The following is a 16800-nucleotide window of genomic DNA, read 5'->3' as shown; positions in this document are numbered from 1 at the left end:
TTATGGTCTTCACTGGATCGAATTTAGGCGGAGAAGATCATGAAGCGGATTGCAGCAACGGCCATTGCTCTCGCCTGTGTGCTGGCGACGCCGGTCTGGGCGGCGCTGAAGCCCGGCGACACGGCTCCTGACTTCACGGCGGCGGCGGCGCTCGACGGGAAGGACTACACCTTCTCGCTGGCCGACGCGCTGAAGAAGGGGCCGGTCGTCCTCTACTTCTTCCCCAAGGCCTTCACGACCGGCTGCACGGCCGAGGCTCATGAATTCGCCGAAGCGGCGGAGCAGTTCAAGGCGATGGGCGCATCGCTGATCGGCATGTCGGCCGACGATATCGGCACCCTGCACAAGTTCTCGACGCAGGCCTGCTCCGGCAAGTTCCCGGTCGCGGCCGATCCCGATCTCAAGGTCATCAAGGCATACGACTCGGCGCTGGTGCGTGTCGGTAGTGCGGGCATTGCCGACCGCATTTCCTACGTGATCGCACCCGACGGTAAGATCGTCTACGCCTTCTCAGATCGCAATCCCGACAAGCATGTCGAGAACACGATGGCGGCGGTCAAGCAGCTGCAGAAGAAGTAGCTGTCCGGGTCCGCTCGGCGCGCTTCCGTAAAAGATGCGCGGCGCCCATCAGCGCCGCCGTCAGCACGATCGTGAGGGTCGAGACGGCGGCAATGGTCGGGTCGATCTGGAAGCGCAGATCGTCCCACATGCGGCGCGGCAGGGTGACCGCGCCGGTTCCTGAGATGAAGAGCGCCACGATCAGCTCGTCGAACGAGGTGATGAAGGCGAACAGCGCCCCGACCAGCACGCCCGGCTGAATCAGCGGCAGGGTCACCTGGAAGAAGGTGGCGCCGGGCGTCGCACCCAAACTGAGAGCCGCCTGTTCCAGCCGCGGATCGATGCCGGAGAGGCTCGCCGTCACGCTGGTGACGACGAAGGGCACGGCGAGGCAGGTATGCGCCAGCACCATCGCGATCGGCGTGCCAACCAGGCCGTAGCGAGAGTAGGCGTAGTAGATGCCGATCGCGACGACGATGCCGGGCACGATCAGCGGCGACAGGATCAGGCCCGCCGCGACGACGCGCAGCCCCTTGGGCAGGCGCGCAATGCCGAGCGCCGCGAGGGTCCCGAGGAACGTCGCCAGCACGACGACGGCGCAGGCCACCCAGATGCTGACCCAGGTCGGCTTCAGCCAGTCGGGATTGCTGAAATAGGCCTCGTACCAGCGCAGGCCGAAAGCCGGCGGAGGAAACGTGAGGTAGGTCGCCGAGGAGAAGGACGCGATCGCCACCACCACGATCGGGAAGGCGAGGAAGAACAGGATCAGGCCGACGATGGTGTTCGGCAGGATGCTTGTCAGCCTCATCGCATGCTCGTCTTGAAGGCGTTGTTGACGCCCGGCAGTTTGCGGGCGACGGCGAGCAGGCCGAGCGCCGTTGCCAGCAGGATCGCCGAGAGGGTCGCGGCGTAGGCCCAGTTGAGCTGGTCGACCTGCTGGGCAATCAGCATCGAGAGCGTGATGTCGCGCGGGCCGCCCACCATGGCCGGCGTGATGTAGAAGCCCAGGGCCAGCACGAAGGTGAGGAGGGTGCCCGCCGCAACACCCGACATGGAGAGCGGCAGGATCACCTGCCGGAAGGTCATGAACGGCGTCGAGCCGAGCCCCGAAGCGGCGCGGATCAGCGAGGGATCGATCTGCCGCAGTGCATTGGCGATGGGCAGGATCATGTAAGGCAGGAGGATGTGGATCATCGCGATCTGCGTCGCGAGGGTCGTGTTCAGGATCCGGATCGGCCGGTCGATCAGGCCAAGGGCCAGCAGCGCCTCGTTCACCAGACCGTGCCGGCCGAGCAGCACCATCCAGGCGTAGCTGCGCACCAGCACGCTGGTCCAGAAGGGCAGCAGGATGATCACCAGGATGAACGGCGCCATCGTCTTGGCGCGCACGAGGCCCATGGCGACCGGATAGCCCAGGATCAGGCAACCCAGGGTGACGATGACCGAGGTGTTGAGCGTGATCCAGAAGGTCTTCTGGAACACGACGTCCTCGAACAGGGTCGCGTAGTTGGCGAGCGTCCAGGTCGGGTCGTTCACGCTGCGCAGCAGCATCGCCACCACCGGCAGCGCGTAGAAGATGAGCATGTAGAGAAGCAGCGGCGCTGCCAGCAGGAAGGGCACGGCGCGCCGCCAGTCGAAGGGCTGCGCCTCCGAGCGTCGCAGGGGCAAAGCGATGGAGGCGGGCTGCGCGACTTCAGACAAGTCCCACCTCAAACAAGAATTGTATCCGCGACGGACCAGGCGATTTCCGCGCGCTCGCCGACGGCGCGGCGGCGGATGGCGGCACTGGACGGTTCCTTGAGCACGATCGAGGTGCCGTCGCGAGCCTGCAGCATGTAGCGGCAGCGCTCGCCGGCGAAGACCGCTTCGGTGACCGTGACGCTGAGACGATTGTGTGGCGTCTCCGCGCCGGCCCAGGCGCCGTCGGCGAAGCGCAGACGCTCAGGACGCGTCGTGAGTGTCACCTTCTCGCCGCTGGCCGGCTTGCCGGGGCAGAGAGCGCGGATCATTACGCCCTCGCACTCGGCGATGACGACGTCGTTCTCCACGCCGCGCACCACCGCCGGCAGGAAGTTCGACTCGCCGATGAAGCCCGCGACGAAACGATTATCCGGCCGGTCGTAGAGATCCTCGGGGCTGCCGACCTGCGCCACCTTGCCGTCGTTCATGACGGCGATGCGGTCGGACATGGTGAGCGCTTCTTCCTGGTCGTGCGTCACGTAGATGAAGGTGATGCCGAGATCGGCGTGCAGCCGGCGCATCTCGAGCTGCAGGTTCTCGCGGAGCTGCTTGTCGAGCGCGCCCAGTGGCTCGTCCATCAGCAGCAGGCGCGGCTTGAAGACCACGGCACGCGCGACGGCGACGCGTTGCTGCTGGCCGCCCGAGAGCTGGCGCGGATAGCGTGCGCCGTAGCCCGGCAGGTGCACCAGCTCCAGCGCTTCGGCGACCAGCTTGGCGCGCTCGGCCTTGGGCACCCCGCGCTGCTTCAGCGGGAAGCCGACATTCTCCTCGACGGTGAGATGAGGGAAGAGCGCGTAGTTCTGGAACACCATGCCGATATTGCGCCGGTAGGGCGGCATGGCGACGACCGACTTGCCGTCGATTGCGATGTCGCCGGCGGTCGGTGTCTCGAAGCCGGCGATCATCATCAGGGTCGTGGTCTTGCCCGAGCCGCTGGGGCCCAGCATCGTTAAAAACTCGCCCGAGCGGATGTCGAGCGACACGCTATCCACGGCTTTGGCGGTGTTGGCGCGATCGTAGGTCTTCTCCAGGTTGGAGAGCGTCACCGACGCGCCCCTGCCCGAACTCGCTCCGTTCGTGCCCATGCCGGTCATCGCGTCAGCTCAACAGCCACTTGTTGAACTTCGGGATGACGGTCTCGCGATTGTCGATCCACCAATCGTAATTGTAGGGGACAAGCTGCTTGGCGATTTCCGGTGCACTGGGCAGGACAGCCATCCGCTCGGTCGGGATATACTCATTCGACTTGGCGTTGACCGAACCGTAGGGGATGCCGAGGCAGACGCGGGCCTGCGGGATCGCCATGGTCGAGTAGGCTACGAACTTCATGGCGTTGACCTTGTTCTTGGCGCCCTTGGGAATGCCCCAGGCATCGCGCTTCGACAGGCCCTGGCTCCAGCTTACCGCCGCCGGCACGCCGGCCGCCTGAAGGGCTGCCATGCGGCCGTTCCAGACCGAGGTCATCGTGACCTCGCGGTCGGTCAGCAGCTGGACTGGCACAGCGCCGGTGTCCCACCACTTGAAGACGTCCTTCTTGATCTTGCCGTAGCTTGCCAGCGCCTTGTCGACGTCGAGCGGGTAGAGCTTGTCCGGCGGCACGCCGGCCGCCATCAGCGCGAACTCCATCTCGGGCCAGCCGCCGCTGTTGGTGCCGTAGAGCGCGCGGTCGCCGGGGAATTTCTTGGTGTCCCAGAAGTCGGCCCAACCGGAAGGCACGGCGCCCTTGAAGGCATCGGTGCGATAGGCGAGCACCTGCGCCCAGACGAGCATCTCGAGCCCGTATTCGAAGCGGTACTGCTTCTCGACGCCGGGATCGACGATGTCGTAGTCGATCTTCTCGAAGTAATCGCCGCGCTTCTGGAGGTTCATGATCGAACCGCGGCTGAGCTGGGCCATGTCCCATTCGACATTGCCGGTATCGACCATCGCCTTGATCTTGGTCGGGTCGGAACCCGGGAAGGCGCGGACCTTGATGCCGGTGATCTTTTCGAAGGGCTCGAAATAGGCCTTCTGCTGCGTCTCCTGCATCGTGCCGCCGAACGTGGCGATGCGGACCTCGCCGCTGCCCTTGAGGATGTCGGGCACCGTGGACTGCTCGGGCCAGGCGGCCTGGCCGAAGCTCGGCCGGATGAAGGGAGCTGCCACGAGGCCTGCGCCCACGAGACTGAGAGCGGAGCGCCTGCCGATTGTCTTCTTGCTCATGGTGTCGTCCTTCCCGTTCGGCTGGATCAGTAAGCGAGGAGATTTTCCCTGAAGTGCTTGTGCTCGTAGGCCTTGCGCACCAGGCCGCGATCCTGGAGGGCGGGCACCAGCCCATCCTCGATCTCGGCCAGGGTGCGGCGGTTGACGTTGGGCATGGAGAACAGGAAGCCGTCGCCGCCCACCACCTGCATGACCTCGCCCATGCGCGCGGCCACCGAATCGCAGGTCCCGCAGAGGTCGATCGACAGGTCGACGGCATTGAACGAGGCCATCGTCTTGCGGATCGAGCGGCCGTTCGCCAGGGCACGAAACTGTTCGAGATTGAGCTGGTGGCCGTTGGTGGTGACGTCGTCGGGCAGCGGCTTGTCGAGGTCGAACTTGCCGAAGTCGATGTTCGTCACCTTGCCGAAGTGGGCGAGCCGCTCCTGGATGTTGGCCTGGGCCATGCACTCGCGCTTCTTCTTGCGCTCCAGTGCCTCTTCCATGGTCTCGCCGAGGATCGGATTGATCAGGTAGAGCACCTTGCAGTCGTTGGGATTGCGCCCCAACGCGACCATGTGCTTGCGCACGTCATCGCGATAGGCGCGCATGGCGTCGATGCCCTTGGCGTTGACGACGATCGTGTCGGCGTGGGCGGCGGCAAAGCGGCGACCGCGCGGCGAGCCGCCGGCCTGGGCGATCACCGGTCGGCCCTGCGGGGCGGGTCCCGAGTTGAGGGGGCCGCGCGTCTTGAAATACTTGCCGCTGTAGTTAACGGCATGGACCTTGGTGTGGTCGACGAGGTTGCCGCTCTTGCGGTCGGCGATCACCGCGCCGGGTTCCCAGGAATCCCAGAGGCCGCGCACCACGTCCATGTATTCGTCGGCCATGTCGTAGCGCAGGTCGTGCTCGGGCATGCCCGGCATGCCGAAGTTCATCGCCGCGAAGTCGGAGCTGCCGGTGACGGCATTCCAGCCGGCGCGGCCGGCCGACACCTGGTCGAGCGTCGCCATGAGGCGGGCCAGCAGGTAAGGGTGGTAGGCGTAGGTGCCGAAGGTCGCGACAATACCCATGCGCGAGGTCACCTGGGTCATCAGCGCGGCGACCACGGACGGGTCCTGCCGTGGCACGCCGATCGCCTTGTTCAGGTAGATCTCGGTCGAGCCGCCGAAACTTTCTCCTACGTAGGAGGAGTCTTCGAGAAGGATGTAGTCGAAGCAGGCCCGCTCCAGGCTGCGCGCCATGTCGAGGAAAAGCTCGGGCTGCTCCCATGTCGTCCCGATGTGCCCGGTCCAGGGCTCCCCCCAGGCCTGCACACTGGAGCCCTGCAAGAACCACGCGAGATGAAATGGGTTGGTCGCCACAAACGCCCTCCGATGCCGCCCAGACGCAGGAGGAGACGCAAATACTGTGCCGACAATTCGCAGGGCGGCTCTGCGTGCCGCGGAGGCAAGAGTGCATCGCACCCTCGCCAAAGTTGCGTTACGATGACCGCCACGGGATCGGCCGACACACAAGCAGGAGCGCGAGATGGATACGGTGATGCAGTCCGAGAAGCAGGGGATGTCCGAAGCCGAATGGCAGGCGCGTTGCGACCTCGCGGCGCTCTACCGGATCACCGACAAGTTCGGCTGGACCGACACGATCGACACCCATATGACGGTGCGCATCCCGGGCGAGCCCAAGTGCTTCCTGATCAACAATTACGGTGACCTGTTCGACGAGATCACCGCCTCGAGCCTCGTGAAGATGGACATCGACGGCAACGTCTACGCCAAGGACGGCAAGTTCAACGCCGCCGGCTTCACCATCCACTCGGGCGTCTACAAGGCCCGTCCGGATGCAAACTGCGTGATGCATACGCACACCCGCGCCGGCACCGGCGTCTCGGTCCTGAAGAAGGGTATTCGCCCGATCAGCCAGGACGCGCTCTCGGTCTATGACGACCTCGTCTATCACGAGTACGGCATGCCGACGTCGCAGGAAGAGTGCGATGCGCTGGGTGTCTCCTGCCAGCACGGCAATTCGGTGGTGCTGCGCAACCACGGCCTGCTGACCGTCGGCGGCACGATCCAAGGCGCGCTGCGCCGCATGTACATGCTGGAGCGCGCCTGCGAGGTCGAGGTCATCGCCCGCAGCCTCGACGAGGAGCCCGCGCCGATCGAGGAAGACGTCGTCCGCCAGTACGGCGAGCGCGCCAAGCAGCAGCGCGCCAATCCGGAATACGGCATGACTTACTGGAAGGCCGCTCTCCGCCAGATCGAAGGCAAGGGCACCGACTGGCGTCAGTAGTCCTTCAGTCTCGGAGCCAAACGAAAAGAGCGCGCCGTGAGGCGCGCTCTTCTGATTCGTGGGTGGGGCGCTACTTCGCGGGCGCCGAAAGCTTCACGATCTCGGTCCAGCGCTTGAGCTCGCTGGTGATATAGGCGCCGAGCTCCGCGGGGCCGCCGCGCCGGTCCTCGATACCTTGAGTCTTGAAGGACTCCTTGAGCTTGGGACTTTCCAGCGCCTTGTCGGTGGCGCGATAGAGCTTCTCGACGATCGGCTGCGGCGTTCCCTTTGGCGCCAGCATGTAGAAGGAGACGTCGGCCACGATGTCGGGATAGCCCAACTCCTTGAAGGTCGGGGTGTCGGGAAACACCGCGGCGCGCTTCTCGCCGGTGACGGCCAGCAGGCGCGCCTGCTTGGCATTATAGACCGGCACGCCCGAGGCGACGGGCGTGAACCAGATCTGGATGCGGTTGGTCAGCAGGTCGCTCAGCGCGTCGGTCGTGCTCTTGTAGGGCACCATCACCGTGTTGATCTTGGCGGCGCGATTGAGCATCTCGCCCAGGAACTGCGGCACGCCGCCGACGAAGCCGGAGAAGTTGATCTTGCCGGGCTCCCGGCGGGCGAGCTCGACCAGTTCGGCGACGTTCTTCGCCGGCAGCTCGTTGGGCACGAACATCGAATAGAGCACGCCGCCCGTGAAGCTGACGGGCGCGAAGTCGGTCAGCAGGTTGGCGGTGGTGTTGCCGGTCGCCTGGTTGAGGATGTTGCTGAGCGACGCGATGACCACCGTGTGGCCGTCGGGCCGCGCCTTCGCGACATAGTCGGCGCCGATATTGCCCGTGGCGCCAGGCCGGTTCTCGACGATGACGCTCTGGCCCAACGTCGCCGTCATGTCCTGGGCGAGCAGGCGGGCGATGATGTCGTTGGTCGTGCCGGGACCGAACGGCGCCACGATCGTGATCGGTTTGCCTTGCTGGAAATCCTGCGCGCGTGCCGGAGCGGTTGCGGCCGCGACACTCGCCATTGCCGACGCGACGGCCGCGCGCCGCGATAATTTCATGATCCCCATGAACGTCCTCCCACTGATTTTCTTATTGTCAGTGGTAGTTAACGGTCTCGTGTCCCGAGCCGTCAACTCTGCCGGCTACTTGCCGGTCCAGTCGGGCTTGGGCTTCTTGTTCACGAAGGCATTGATGCCGGCCTGCGCGTCCTCGCGCTGGATCGCGCCCGCCATGAAGTCGGTCGCATAGGCATAGGCCTGCTCGACGTTCATTTCCATGTGCGCGCGGAACATCGCCTTGCCCGAGGAGATCTGCTGCGGCGGCTGGGCGGCGATGTGGTCCGCCAGCGCCTTGGTCTCGCGGTCGAGATCGGCGGGTGGCACGACGCGGCTCACCAGCCCGTCGCGCAATGCCGTGGCGGCGTCGACGAACCGGCCGGTGAAGAGCATGTCGAGCGCGCGCTTGGAGCCGATGTTACGGCCGACCGCCACCGAGGGCGTGCCGCAGAACAGGCCGTTGTTGATGCCGGAGGTCGCGAAGGTGGCGTTGCTCGAGGCGACGGCGAGATCGCAGGCGGCGACCAGCTGGCAGCCCGCGGCGGTCGCGACCGACTTCACCTTGGCGATCACCGGCTGCGGCAGGCGGCCGATCGACAGCATCATCGCCGAGCAGCGCGTCATCAGGTCGTGATGGAAGGCATAGTCGCGCGTCGAGGCGACCTCGCGCAGGTCGTGGCCGGTCGAGAAGGCACGGTCGCCCTGGGCCTCGACGACGACGCAGCGGATGCCGGTGTCCTTCGCGAGCCTGTCGAATTCCGCCTGCAGCGCGTCTATAAGCTCGCCCGAGAGGGCGTTCATGGCGTGCGGTCGGTTGAGGGTGAGGAAAGCGACGCGGCCCTCGTCGCGGCGCAGCAGCACGGGTTCGTTGGAGGCGGCGGTCATGGCGGCAGTCTATGGGAACAGGGAAGGTGCGTCATGCCGGTGATGTCGCCTGCCGACCTCATGAAGTTCCTCGACGAGCATTTCCCACAGGCCGCCCATCTTGGCCTCGCCATCGAGCATCTCGACGACAAGATCATCCGGCTGCGCCTGCCGACGAACGAACGGCATCTGCGGCCCGGCGGCACGATCTCGGGCCCGACCCTGATGTGGCTGGTCGACTGCGGCTTCTACCTGCTGATCCTGGGCCAGCTCGGGCCGGTGGCGCTGGCCGTCACGACCAATCTCAACATCAATTTCATGCGCAAGCCCGAGCCCGCCGACCTGATCGGCGAGGGGCGGCTGATGAAGCTCGGCAAGACCCTGGCGGTCGGCGACTTCACGATCTATAGCGACGGCAAGCCCGAACCCGTGGCGCACGCGACAGTGACATATGCCATACCACCCAAGGCTTAAATGAGAGGTATTATAATACCGTAATTCTAAGCCATTGATTCTGCATCGTTATTTATGACGATTTGACAAGCCGCTGCGATCTCCCCATAAGCGCGCGCTCATTGGAAGAAAGACCCATGCAAGCCCTTACGCACCAGACTGCCAGCATCAAGACTGCTGACGTTAAGAAGAAGTGGTACCTGATCGACGCCGACGGCCTCGTTCTCGGCCGCCTCGCCACGATCATCGCCATGCGCCTGCGCGGCAAGCACAAGCCGATGTTCACGCCCCACATCGACTGCGGCGACAACATCGTCGTGATCAACGCCGAGAAGGTTCGCCTCACCGGCCGCAAGGCCGAGCGTGAAGTGTTCTACTGGCACACCGGTCACCCCGGCGGCATCAAGGGCGAGACCCTCGGCAAGCGCCTCGAAGGCCGCTTCCCGGAGCGCGTCCTGATCAAGGCTGTCGAGCGCATGATCACCCGCGGCCCGCTCGGCCGCGCGCAGATGAAGAACCTGCGCGTCTATGCCGGGCCGAACCACGAGCAGGAGGCCCAACAGCCTGAGAAGCTCGATATCGCCGCGATGAACAGCAAGAACTCGAGGATCGGCTAACATGGCTACCGAACTTTCGTCGTTTGCCGAACTGAAGAAGGCTCCCGCCGCCGGCTCGCAGATCGCCGGTGCTCCCCGCGAGAAGGAAATCGACGCGCAGGGTCGTGCCTACGCCACCGGCCGCCGCAAGAACGCGGTCGCCCGCGTCTGGGTCAAGCCGGGCACCGGCAAGATCATCGTCAACGGCCGCGACCAGACGATCTACTTCGCTCGTCCGACGCAGCGCATGATGATCCAGCAGCCGTTCGACGTGTCGCAGCGCAATGGCCAGTTCGACGTCATCGCCACCGTCTCGGGCGGCGGTCTGTCGGGCCAGGCGGGCGCTGTCCGTCACGGCATCGCCCAGGCGCTCTCGAAGTTCGAGCCCGGCCTGCGCGGCGCGATGAAGACCAACGGCTTCCTCACCCGCGACAGCCGCGTGGTCGAGCGCAAGAAGTACGGCCGCGCCGGTGCGCGTCGCCGCTTCCAGTTCTCGAAGCGCTAAACTCGCGTTTCGGCTATCTTCGAAGGGCGCCTCAGGGCGCCCTTCTTTTTTGTGCTCTTGGTTTCGTGGAGTAGCGATCCGATGTCCGGACTCATCGTGCCCTTCAACGGCTTCGTGCCCCAGGTCCACAGCACCGCCTTCGTCGCGCCCAACGCGACTTTGATCGGCGAGGTCGAGATCGCCGCCAACTGCAGCATCTGGTTCGGTGCCGTCCTGCGCGGCGACGGGCCGGGCATCAAGATCGGCGAGAACTCGAACATCCAGGACGGCACGGTGATCCACATCGCCGCCCGCGGCGTCGGCACGGTGGTCGGCCGCAACGTCACGGTGGGGCACCTCGCGCTGCTGCACGCCTGCGAGGTCCAGGACGATGCCTTCATCGGCATGCACTCGACGGTGCTGGACGAGGCGGTGGTCGAGACCGGTGCGATGGTCGCGGCGGGCGCTGTCGTGACGCCGCGCAAGATCGTCCGCAAGGGCGAGCTGTGGGCCGGCAATCCGGCGGTCAAGATGCGCGACATCACCGAGAAGGATCTCGAATCCTTCCGGCGTTCGGCGGCCGCTTACGTGCGGCTCGGACAGCGCTATATGGTCGATCGGCCGAAGGCGGCCGAGTAGCCGCCTGGGCTACTCGTTGGGTTACTCGCCGGAGCGGACCTTCACAAAGCTGCCGGGCGCGTCCTCGATGGCGGGAAGTCCGCCGGCGCCAGGGATACGGGCAGGGACCTTCGGGCCCGACAGGGCCGACAGCCACTTGTCCCAGTCGTGCCACCACGAACCGGGAAACTCCTTCGCGCCAGCCTGCCATTCGGCCAGCGTCGGCGGGTTCTTCGCCGTCTCGTTCAGCCAGTGCTGGTACTTCTTGTTGCGCGGCGGGTTGACGACGCCGGCGATGTGGCCGGAGCCCGCCAGCATGAAGCGCACCGGCCCGCTGAACAGCTGGGTCGCCTTGTAGACCGAACGCGACGGCGCGATGTGGTCTTCCTTGCCGGCCTGGATGTAGACCGGGATCTGAACCTTGCGCAGGTCGATCGGCACGTTGTCGAGAACGATGCCGCCCGGCGTGCTGAGCAGGTTCTTCTGGTACATGTTGCGCAGGTAATAGCTGTGCATCGCCGCCGGCATGCGCGTGGCGTCGGCGTTCCAGAACAGCAGGTCGAAGGGGAAGGGATCCTTGCCCATCAGGTAGTTGTTCACGACGAACGACCAGATGAGATCGTTGGCGCGCAGCATGTTGAAGGTCGTGGCCATCTCGCTGCCGTCGAGATAGCCCTTCTTGCCCATCATCTCCTCGACGCTGGCGAGCTGATCCTCGTCGATGAAGACGCCGAGCTCGCCGGGTTCGCTGAAGTCGACCTGGGCGGTGAAGAAGGTGCAGGCCGCGATCCGGTCGTCGTTGCGCGCCGCCATATAGGCCAGCGTCGCCGCCATCAGCGTGCCGCCGATGCAATAGCCGATCGCCGAGACCTTGCGGGCGCCGGTCGCCTTCTCGATGGCGTCGAGCGCGGCCAGCGGGCCCAGCTTCATGTAGTCCTCGAACACCAGCTTCGAGAGGTGCTCGTCGGGATTGACCCATGACACCACGAAGACCGTGTAGCCCTGCTCGGTCGCCCACTTGATGAACGAGTTCTCGGGCTTGAGGTCGAGGATGTAGAACTTGTTGATCCACGGCGGCACGATCAGCAGCGGCATCTCGTGGACCTCTTCGGTCGACGGCGCGTACTGGATGAGCTGGATGAGCTCGTTCTGGAAGACGACCTTGCCGGGCGAGGTGGCGACATTGCCGCCGACCTTGAAGGCGTCCATGTCGGTCTGGCGGATGGCGAGGCGGCCCTTGCCGCGTTCGAGGTCGCCCAGCAAGTTCTGCAGGCCCTTGAGCAGGTTCTCGCCCTTGGACTCGACGGTCGCCTTCACGACCTGCGGATTGGTCATGGCGAAGTTGGACGGCGACACCGCGTCGATGAACTGCCGCGTGTAGAAGTCGACCTTTTTGGCGGTCTTATCGTCGACCCCCTCGACCTCCTTGATCGTGCCCTGCAGCCAGCGCGCCGTGAGCAGGTAGGATTGCTTGAGGTAGTCGAAGACGACCTCATCCTTCCAGGCGGGATCGTTGAAGCGCTTGTCGCCGCGCGCGGGCTCCGCCACGGGGGCGACCTGCTGGCCCATCATGCGCTGGGCCGTGACCTGCCAGAGCTTCATGTACTGCTGCCAGAGCTCGACTTGGGCCTGAACCAGCCGGTTCGGGTCGGCCAGCATCTTGGCCGTGAAGTCCATGAAGGTCTGGGTGAGGTGAAGCGGGTCGCTGGCCTGCTGGCCGTCCGACTGGTACCGCTGGGAGAAGTCCTGCAGCAGCTTCTGGCTGCGGGTCGCAATATCCTTGAAGGCCTCCTGGAGCTTTTCGGACTCCTCCGGAGACAGGCCGCCAAGAGCTGCGGGGGCGGGCGTGTCGGACATGCGTTTCCCCTTCCGAATCATTGCCTTTGTGGCGTTTCTTGCGGTAAATTCACCGCCTCGGCACCATACCTAGTGCCAAGTCTTCCAGGGTCGCCACTTGCTTCCCATAGGTAGGCTGCGACAACAGACGGGTCAAATTTCCTCTCGGTCTCCGCTAAACAGGGCGGAGAAACCGGATTTTGAGCAGGCACAACAGGTGATGAAGATGCAGCGACCCCAGGACACGATCGGCAGCGGCCGCTGGCTCGGCCTGCTCGGAGTGTCCGCGCTTGCCCTGTTGTCCGGTTGCGATTGGATCGGGCTCGGAGGCTCCACGCCGATCGGTCCGCCGCCGCGTCCGGGTGTGGAACGCGATATCAAGCCCGTCAGCTCCCTTCCGGCGGCACCTGGCAATGCCCAGCACGACGTGCCCGTGACCGCCGGAACCGAGGCAGGTCCAGCCACGGCGGCGATCGGCTCCATCATTTCCGGCAAGGGCGGTCAGAAGGCCCAGAAGGAAGCGCTCGAGAAAGAGCAGAGCGAGCGCGACCGCAAGGACCGCGAAGCGCGTGAAGAGCGCGACGCTGCGGAAAAGGACGCGAAGGCCAAGGAGAAGCAGCAGGGCGGCGCAACACCCGCGTCGGCTCCCGTTGGCGCGCCGCCGGTCGGCGCCGGCACGATCACGTCCGATCCCGCGCCGGTTTCTGCTCCTGTGCCGCCGCCGGCTCCGGTGACGGCGACCCCGATGGCGCCGCCGTCCGCGGCGCCCGATCCCGCTACGGCGCCGGCGCCCGCGCCAGTCCCCGCGCCTGTGCCGGCCGCGCCGACGCCCTCGGGAAATCCCAACAAGGCCTTCTCGCCGCCGCCCGGCTGGACACCGCCCGGCGCACCCGAAGGGTCCGTGACGACCGGCGCTCCGCCGACCGCCGAGCCGCAGCCGGCTCCGGCGCCTGCCACACCGACACCTCCGGCCGATCCGAACAAGGCCTTCGCGCCGCAGCCCGGCTGGATCGCGCCCGGCACCAATGTCGGCTCGGTCATGACGCTCGTGCCGCTGACGGTCGCCTTCGCAACGTCGACAGGCGCCGGCGATTCGTGCGCGGAGCCGACGCCGGCCGCGAGCAAAGTCATGGGCAACATCGCCACCGCGACGTCGGGTGAGGTCGCGTTCAAGGACCTGAAGTCGCCGCCGTTCGACGGGTCGCTGCAGGTCGCGGTGATCCAGTTCAGCCCGTCCTCGACGGGCCTGGACGGCGCCGACAACGAGGTGTTGGCACGCGTGGCCGAGATACAGCGCGAGAATGGCGGCACCGTGCGCATCGTCGCCCACGCCGCGCAGGATCGGGACAACTTCGACGTGTCGCGCCGCCGCGCGCTGGCTATTGCCCAGGAATTGCGCCGGCTTGGTGTGCCAGTCGGCCAGATCGTCGCCGAAGCGGCTTCCGACGACGAGCCGATCTACCAGACAAGCACCGCCCGCGGCGTCGCCGCAAACCGGCGCGCCGACGTCTTCATCGACTTCTAGCGCCGAAGGAAGAACGACATGGACGACTCAGAATTCCACCGGCTGAAGCGCCTGCCGCCTTACGTGTTCGCGGAAGTGAACGCCATGAAGGCCCGCGCCCGCGGCGCCGGCCAGGACGTCATCGACCTCGGCATGGGTAATCCCGACCTGCCGACCGCGCCGCACATCGTGGCCAAGCTCGCCGAAGCCGCCGCCAATCCGCGCGCCCACGGCTACTCCGCCTCGCGCGGCATCCCGGGCCTTCGCAAGGCGCAAGCCGCTTATTACGCGCGCCGCTTCGGTGTCGAACTCGATCCCGAGAGCGAGATCATCGTCACGCTCGGCTCGAAGGAGGGCCTCGCCAACCTCGCGCAGGCGATCACTTCGCCCGGCGACACGGTGCTGGTGCCCAATCCCAGCTACCCGATCCATCCCTACGGCTTCATCATCGCCGGCGGCGCCGTGCGCCATATCCCGGTGCCGGGCTCGACCTCGATCGAGGAGTTCCTGCCCGCGCTCGAGCGCGCCGTGCAGCACGCTGTGCCGAAGCCGCTCGCGCTGGTGCTGAACTATCCGTCGAACCCGACGGCGCAGGTCGTCGATCTCGATTTCTATGCGGCCATCGTCGATTTCTGTAAGCGTCAGGGCATCTGGATCCTGTCGGATCTCGCCTACGCCGAGATCTACTTCGACGGCGTTCCGCCGCCGTCGGTGCTGCAGGTGCCGGGCGCCCGCGACATCGCCATCGAGTTCACCTCGATGAGCAAGACCTACTCGATGGCCGGCTGGCGCATGGGCTTCGCGGCCGGCAACAAGACGCTCATCCAGGCGCTGACCCGCATCAAGTCCTACCTCGACTACGGCGCCTTCACGCCGATCCAGGTGGCGGCCACGGCGGCGCTGAACGGTCCGCAGGACTGCATCGCCGAGGCGCGCAACACCTACAAGGAGCGCCGCGACGTCCTTATCGAAGGGCTGAAGGGCGCGGGCTGGGACCTGCCGTCTCCGTCGGCCAGCATGTTCGCCTGGGCGCCGCTGCCCAAGGACTTCGCCGAGCTGGGTTCGCTGGCTTTCTCCAAGCTGCTGCTGACCCAGGCCAATGTCGCGCTGTCGCCGGGCATCGGCTTCGGCGAGCATGGCGACGGGCATGTCCGTATCGCGCTTGTGGAGAACAAGCACCGCATCCGTCAGGCCGTCCGCAATATCCGGCAGGTGCTGGCCGACCCGGGCCGTTCGATCGACCTATATCTGCGCGGCGTTGGGGACAACATCACGCCGATCAAGGCTCGCGCCTGACCCTATCCTGTCGTATCAGGCGCCCATGAATTCTCCTCTCAGGATCGGCATCGCCGGGCTCGGCACTGTGGGCGCAGGCGTTGTGAAGCTGTTGGCCGAGCACGGCCGACTCCTTGCCGTGCGTGGCGGGCGGCCCCTCAAGATCGTGGCCGTCAGCGCGCGCAGCAAAGCCAAGAAGCGTGACATCGACCTCTCCGGCATGCGCTGGGAGAAAGACCCGATGGCACTGGCGACCGCGCCGGACATCGATGTCGTCGTCGAGCTGATCGGCGGCTCGGGCGGCGTTGCCCGACGACTTGTCCAGAAGGCGCTGGCCTCGGGCAAGCATGTCGTCACGGCCAACAAGGCGCTGTTGGCGCTGCACGGCGCGGAACTCGCCGCAGCAGCCGAAAAGAAGCAGCGCAGCCTCGCCTTCGAGGCGGCGGTGGCGGGCGGCATTCCGATCATCAAGGCGCTGCGCGAGGGCCTCGCCGGCAACCGCGTGAAGCGGCTGTACGGCATCCTCAACGGCACTTGTAACTACATCCTGACGACCATGCGCGAGACCGGCCGCGACTTCGACGTCGTGCTGGCCGAGGCGCAGGCGGCGGGCTACGCCGAAGCCGATCCGACGTTCGACGTCGACGGCATCGATGCGGCCCACAAGCTCGCGGTGCTGACCGGCGCGGCCTTCGGCGCCCGGGTCGATTTCGCGGGCATCCACGTCGAAGGCATTCGCCGAGTCACCTCGATGGATATCGAGTTCGCGCAGGAGCTCGGCTACCGCATCAAGCTGCTGGGCCTGGCGCGCGAGACGCGTCACGGCATCGAGCAGCGCGTGCATCCCTGCATGGTGCCGCTCGACACGCCGATCGCCCATATCGAGGGCGTGTTCAATGCCGTCGTGGTCGAGGGTGACTTCGTCGGCACGACCATGTTCCAGGGCCGCGGCGCGGGGCAGGGGCCGACCGCCTCGGCCGTCGTGGCCGACCTGGTCGACGTGGCGCGTGGACGGCACATGCCGGCCTTCGTTGTGCCGGCCGACAAGCTCGCGACCAAGAAAGCCTCGCCGATGGATCGCCATGTCGGCGCCTACTACATGCGCCTGATGGTGCAGGATCGGCCGGGTGTGATCGCGGCCATTTCCGGGGCACTCGCCAAGGAACGAATTTCGCTTGAGTCGATGCTGCAGCGCGGGCGGTCGGAGTCGGGCGAAGTACCCGTGGTTCTGACCACTCACGAGACCGAAGAGGCAGCGATGCAGCGCGCCCTGGCGCGTATCACCAAGCTCGGCGCTGTCGCCGAAGAGCCTTGCGTGATCAGGATCGAGACGTTCTAGAGGCGCAGAGAGACGCCGCGGAGG

Annotated in this window: 17 protein-coding genes; 9 read left to right on the top strand and 8 right to left on the bottom strand. The window is 65.9% G+C overall.

Going from position 1 to position 16800, the window contains the following annotated elements:
* The first annotated feature begins 39 nt into the window (after positions 1 to 39).
* A complete protein-coding gene (locus AC1RP5_RS12420; protein ID WP_493110948.1) occupies positions 40 to 579 on the top strand; it encodes a peroxiredoxin in 540 nt (179 codons plus the stop codon).
* On the opposite strand, the gene AC1RP5_RS12415 is transcribed toward AC1RP5_RS12420, so the two are convergent.
* From AC1RP5_RS12415 to AC1RP5_RS12395, 5 genes are read right to left on the bottom strand one after another with little or no spacing between them, the layout of a single operon-like run.
* On the bottom strand, positions 557 to 1366 hold the full coding sequence (locus AC1RP5_RS12415) for an ABC transporter permease (RefSeq protein ID WP_493110947.1): 810 nt from the start codon (positions 1364 to 1366) through the stop codon (positions 557 to 559). The two genes, AC1RP5_RS12420 and AC1RP5_RS12415, sit on opposite strands and share 23 nt — an antisense overlap.
* Positions 1363 to 2259 carry an ABC transporter permease gene (locus AC1RP5_RS12410; RefSeq protein WP_493110946.1) on the bottom strand — a complete coding sequence of 299 codons (897 nt, stop codon included), beginning with the start codon at positions 2257 to 2259 and terminating at the stop codon, positions 1363 to 1365. The genes AC1RP5_RS12415 and AC1RP5_RS12410 overlap by 4 nt, the downstream gene beginning before the upstream one ends.
* An 8-nt stretch (positions 2260 to 2267) precedes the next feature.
* On the bottom strand, positions 2268 to 3383 hold the full coding sequence (locus tag AC1RP5_RS12405; RefSeq protein WP_493110945.1) for an ABC transporter ATP-binding protein: 1116 nt from the start codon (positions 3381 to 3383) through the stop codon (positions 2268 to 2270).
* 13 nt (positions 3384 to 3396) lie between these two features.
* Positions 3397 to 4500 (bottom strand): ABC transporter substrate-binding protein, encoded by a 1104-nt coding sequence (locus AC1RP5_RS12400; RefSeq protein WP_493110944.1) that lies wholly within the window; start codon positions 4498 to 4500, stop codon positions 3397 to 3399.
* 26 nt (positions 4501 to 4526) lie between these two features.
* Positions 4527 to 5843, bottom strand: a complete 1317-nt coding sequence (locus AC1RP5_RS12395; protein WP_493110943.1) for an NtaA/DmoA family FMN-dependent monooxygenase — start codon at positions 5841 to 5843, stop codon at positions 4527 to 4529.
* A 166-nt stretch (positions 5844 to 6009) separates the two neighbouring features.
* Here AC1RP5_RS12395 and AC1RP5_RS12390 point away from each other — a divergent pair, with 166 nt between their 5' ends.
* Positions 6010 to 6771 carry a class II aldolase/adducin family protein gene (locus AC1RP5_RS12390; RefSeq protein ID WP_493110942.1) on the top strand — a complete coding sequence of 254 codons (762 nt, stop codon included), beginning with the start codon at positions 6010 to 6012 and terminating at the stop codon, positions 6769 to 6771.
* 70 nt (positions 6772 to 6841) lie between these two features.
* On the opposite strand, the gene AC1RP5_RS12385 is transcribed toward AC1RP5_RS12390, so the two are convergent.
* Both AC1RP5_RS12385 and AC1RP5_RS12380 read right to left on the bottom strand, forming a co-directional pair.
* Positions 6842 to 7819 (bottom strand): Bug family tripartite tricarboxylate transporter substrate binding protein, encoded by a 978-nt coding sequence (locus AC1RP5_RS12385; protein ID WP_493110941.1) that lies wholly within the window; start codon positions 7817 to 7819, stop codon positions 6842 to 6844.
* 75 nt (positions 7820 to 7894) lie between these two features.
* Complete coding sequence (locus tag AC1RP5_RS12380) at positions 7895 to 8692, bottom strand: enoyl-CoA hydratase (protein ID WP_493110940.1); 798 nt, start codon at positions 8690 to 8692, stop codon at positions 7895 to 7897.
* Between the two features lie 33 nt (positions 8693 to 8725).
* Between AC1RP5_RS12380 and AC1RP5_RS12375 the strand changes: the two genes are divergently transcribed.
* The 4 genes from AC1RP5_RS12375 (at position 8726) to AC1RP5_RS12360 (ending at position 10843) form a co-directional block, all read left to right on the top strand.
* Positions 8726 to 9145 carry a PaaI family thioesterase gene (locus AC1RP5_RS12375; RefSeq protein ID WP_493110939.1) on the top strand — a complete coding sequence of 140 codons (420 nt, stop codon included), beginning with the start codon at positions 8726 to 8728 and terminating at the stop codon, positions 9143 to 9145.
* A gap of 116 nt (positions 9146 to 9261) precedes the next feature.
* The gene (gene rplM, locus AC1RP5_RS12370; RefSeq protein ID WP_493110938.1) at positions 9262 to 9741 is read left to right on the top strand and encodes a 50S ribosomal protein L13; all 480 of its coding nucleotides are present in this window, start codon (positions 9262 to 9264) and stop codon (positions 9739 to 9741) included.
* 1 nt (position 9742) lies between these two features.
* Entirely contained in the window at positions 9743 to 10225 is a 483-nt protein-coding gene (gene rpsI, locus AC1RP5_RS12365; protein WP_493110937.1) for a 30S ribosomal protein S9, read from the top strand.
* 81 nt (positions 10226 to 10306) lie between these two features.
* Positions 10307 to 10843, top strand: a complete 537-nt coding sequence (locus tag AC1RP5_RS12360) for a gamma carbonic anhydrase family protein (RefSeq protein ID WP_493110936.1) — start codon at positions 10307 to 10309, stop codon at positions 10841 to 10843.
* A 21-nt stretch (positions 10844 to 10864) separates the two neighbouring features.
* Here AC1RP5_RS12360 and AC1RP5_RS12355 read toward each other — a convergent pair whose 3' ends face one another.
* Positions 10865 to 12679 (bottom strand): PHA/PHB synthase family protein, encoded by a 1815-nt coding sequence (locus tag AC1RP5_RS12355; RefSeq protein WP_493110935.1) that lies wholly within the window; start codon positions 12677 to 12679, stop codon positions 10865 to 10867.
* A 205-nt stretch (positions 12680 to 12884) separates the two neighbouring features.
* On the opposite strand from AC1RP5_RS12355, the gene AC1RP5_RS12350 reads away from it, so the two are divergent.
* From AC1RP5_RS12350 to AC1RP5_RS12340, 3 genes are read left to right on the top strand one after another with little or no spacing between them, the layout of a single operon-like run.
* On the top strand, positions 12885 to 14183 hold the full coding sequence (locus AC1RP5_RS12350) for an OmpA family protein (protein WP_493110934.1): 1299 nt from the start codon (positions 12885 to 12887) through the stop codon (positions 14181 to 14183).
* An 18-nt stretch (positions 14184 to 14201) separates the two neighbouring features.
* Positions 14202 to 15458, top strand: a complete 1257-nt coding sequence (locus AC1RP5_RS12345) for an LL-diaminopimelate aminotransferase (RefSeq protein ID WP_493110933.1) — start codon at positions 14202 to 14204, stop codon at positions 15456 to 15458.
* Between the two features lie 25 nt (positions 15459 to 15483).
* Complete coding sequence (locus tag AC1RP5_RS12340) at positions 15484 to 16776, top strand: homoserine dehydrogenase (RefSeq protein ID WP_493110932.1); 1293 nt, start codon at positions 15484 to 15486, stop codon at positions 16774 to 16776.
* The last annotated feature ends 24 nt before the right edge of the window (positions 16777 to 16800 follow it).

The organism is Reyranella sp. GW821-FHT12G01, from assembly GCF_058806575.1.
This window is presented reverse-complemented; position numbering and strand designations above follow the sequence as displayed.

Coding starts and splice junctions, on each gene's coding strand:
- AC1RP5_RS12420 (WP_493110948.1), top strand. CDS start 40: ATGAAGCGGATTGCAGCAACGGCCATTGCTCTCGCCTGTGTGCTGGCG.
- AC1RP5_RS12415 (WP_493110947.1), bottom strand. CDS start 1,366: ATGAGGCTGACAAGCATCCTGCCGAACACCATCGTCGGCCTGATCCTG.
- AC1RP5_RS12390 (WP_493110942.1), top strand. CDS start 6,010: ATGGATACGGTGATGCAGTCCGAGAAGCAGGGGATGTCCGAAGCCGAA.
- AC1RP5_RS12400 (WP_493110944.1), bottom strand. CDS start 4,500: ATGAGCAAGAAGACAATCGGCAGGCGCTCCGCTCTCAGTCTCGTGGGC.
- AC1RP5_RS12385 (WP_493110941.1), bottom strand. CDS start 7,819: ATGGGGATCATGAAATTATCGCGGCGCGCGGCCGTCGCGTCGGCAATG.
- rpsI (WP_493110937.1), top strand. CDS start 9,743: ATGGCTACCGAACTTTCGTCGTTTGCCGAACTGAAGAAGGCTCCCGCC.
- AC1RP5_RS12360 (WP_493110936.1), top strand. CDS start 10,307: ATGTCCGGACTCATCGTGCCCTTCAACGGCTTCGTGCCCCAGGTCCAC.
- AC1RP5_RS12355 (WP_493110935.1), bottom strand. CDS start 12,679: ATGTCCGACACGCCCGCCCCCGCAGCTCTTGGCGGCCTGTCTCCGGAG.
- AC1RP5_RS12380 (WP_493110940.1), bottom strand. CDS start 8,692: ATGACCGCCGCCTCCAACGAACCCGTGCTGCTGCGCCGCGACGAGGGC.
- AC1RP5_RS12405 (WP_493110945.1), bottom strand. CDS start 3,383: ATGGGCACGAACGGAGCGAGTTCGGGCAGGGGCGCGTCGGTGACGCTC.
- rplM (WP_493110938.1), top strand. CDS start 9,262: ATGCAAGCCCTTACGCACCAGACTGCCAGCATCAAGACTGCTGACGTT.
- AC1RP5_RS12350 (WP_493110934.1), top strand. CDS start 12,885: ATGCAGCGACCCCAGGACACGATCGGCAGCGGCCGCTGGCTCGGCCTG.
- AC1RP5_RS12345 (WP_493110933.1), top strand. CDS start 14,202: ATGGACGACTCAGAATTCCACCGGCTGAAGCGCCTGCCGCCTTACGTG.
- AC1RP5_RS12375 (WP_493110939.1), top strand. CDS start 8,726: ATGCCGGTGATGTCGCCTGCCGACCTCATGAAGTTCCTCGACGAGCAT.
- AC1RP5_RS12340 (WP_493110932.1), top strand. CDS start 15,484: ATGAATTCTCCTCTCAGGATCGGCATCGCCGGGCTCGGCACTGTGGGC.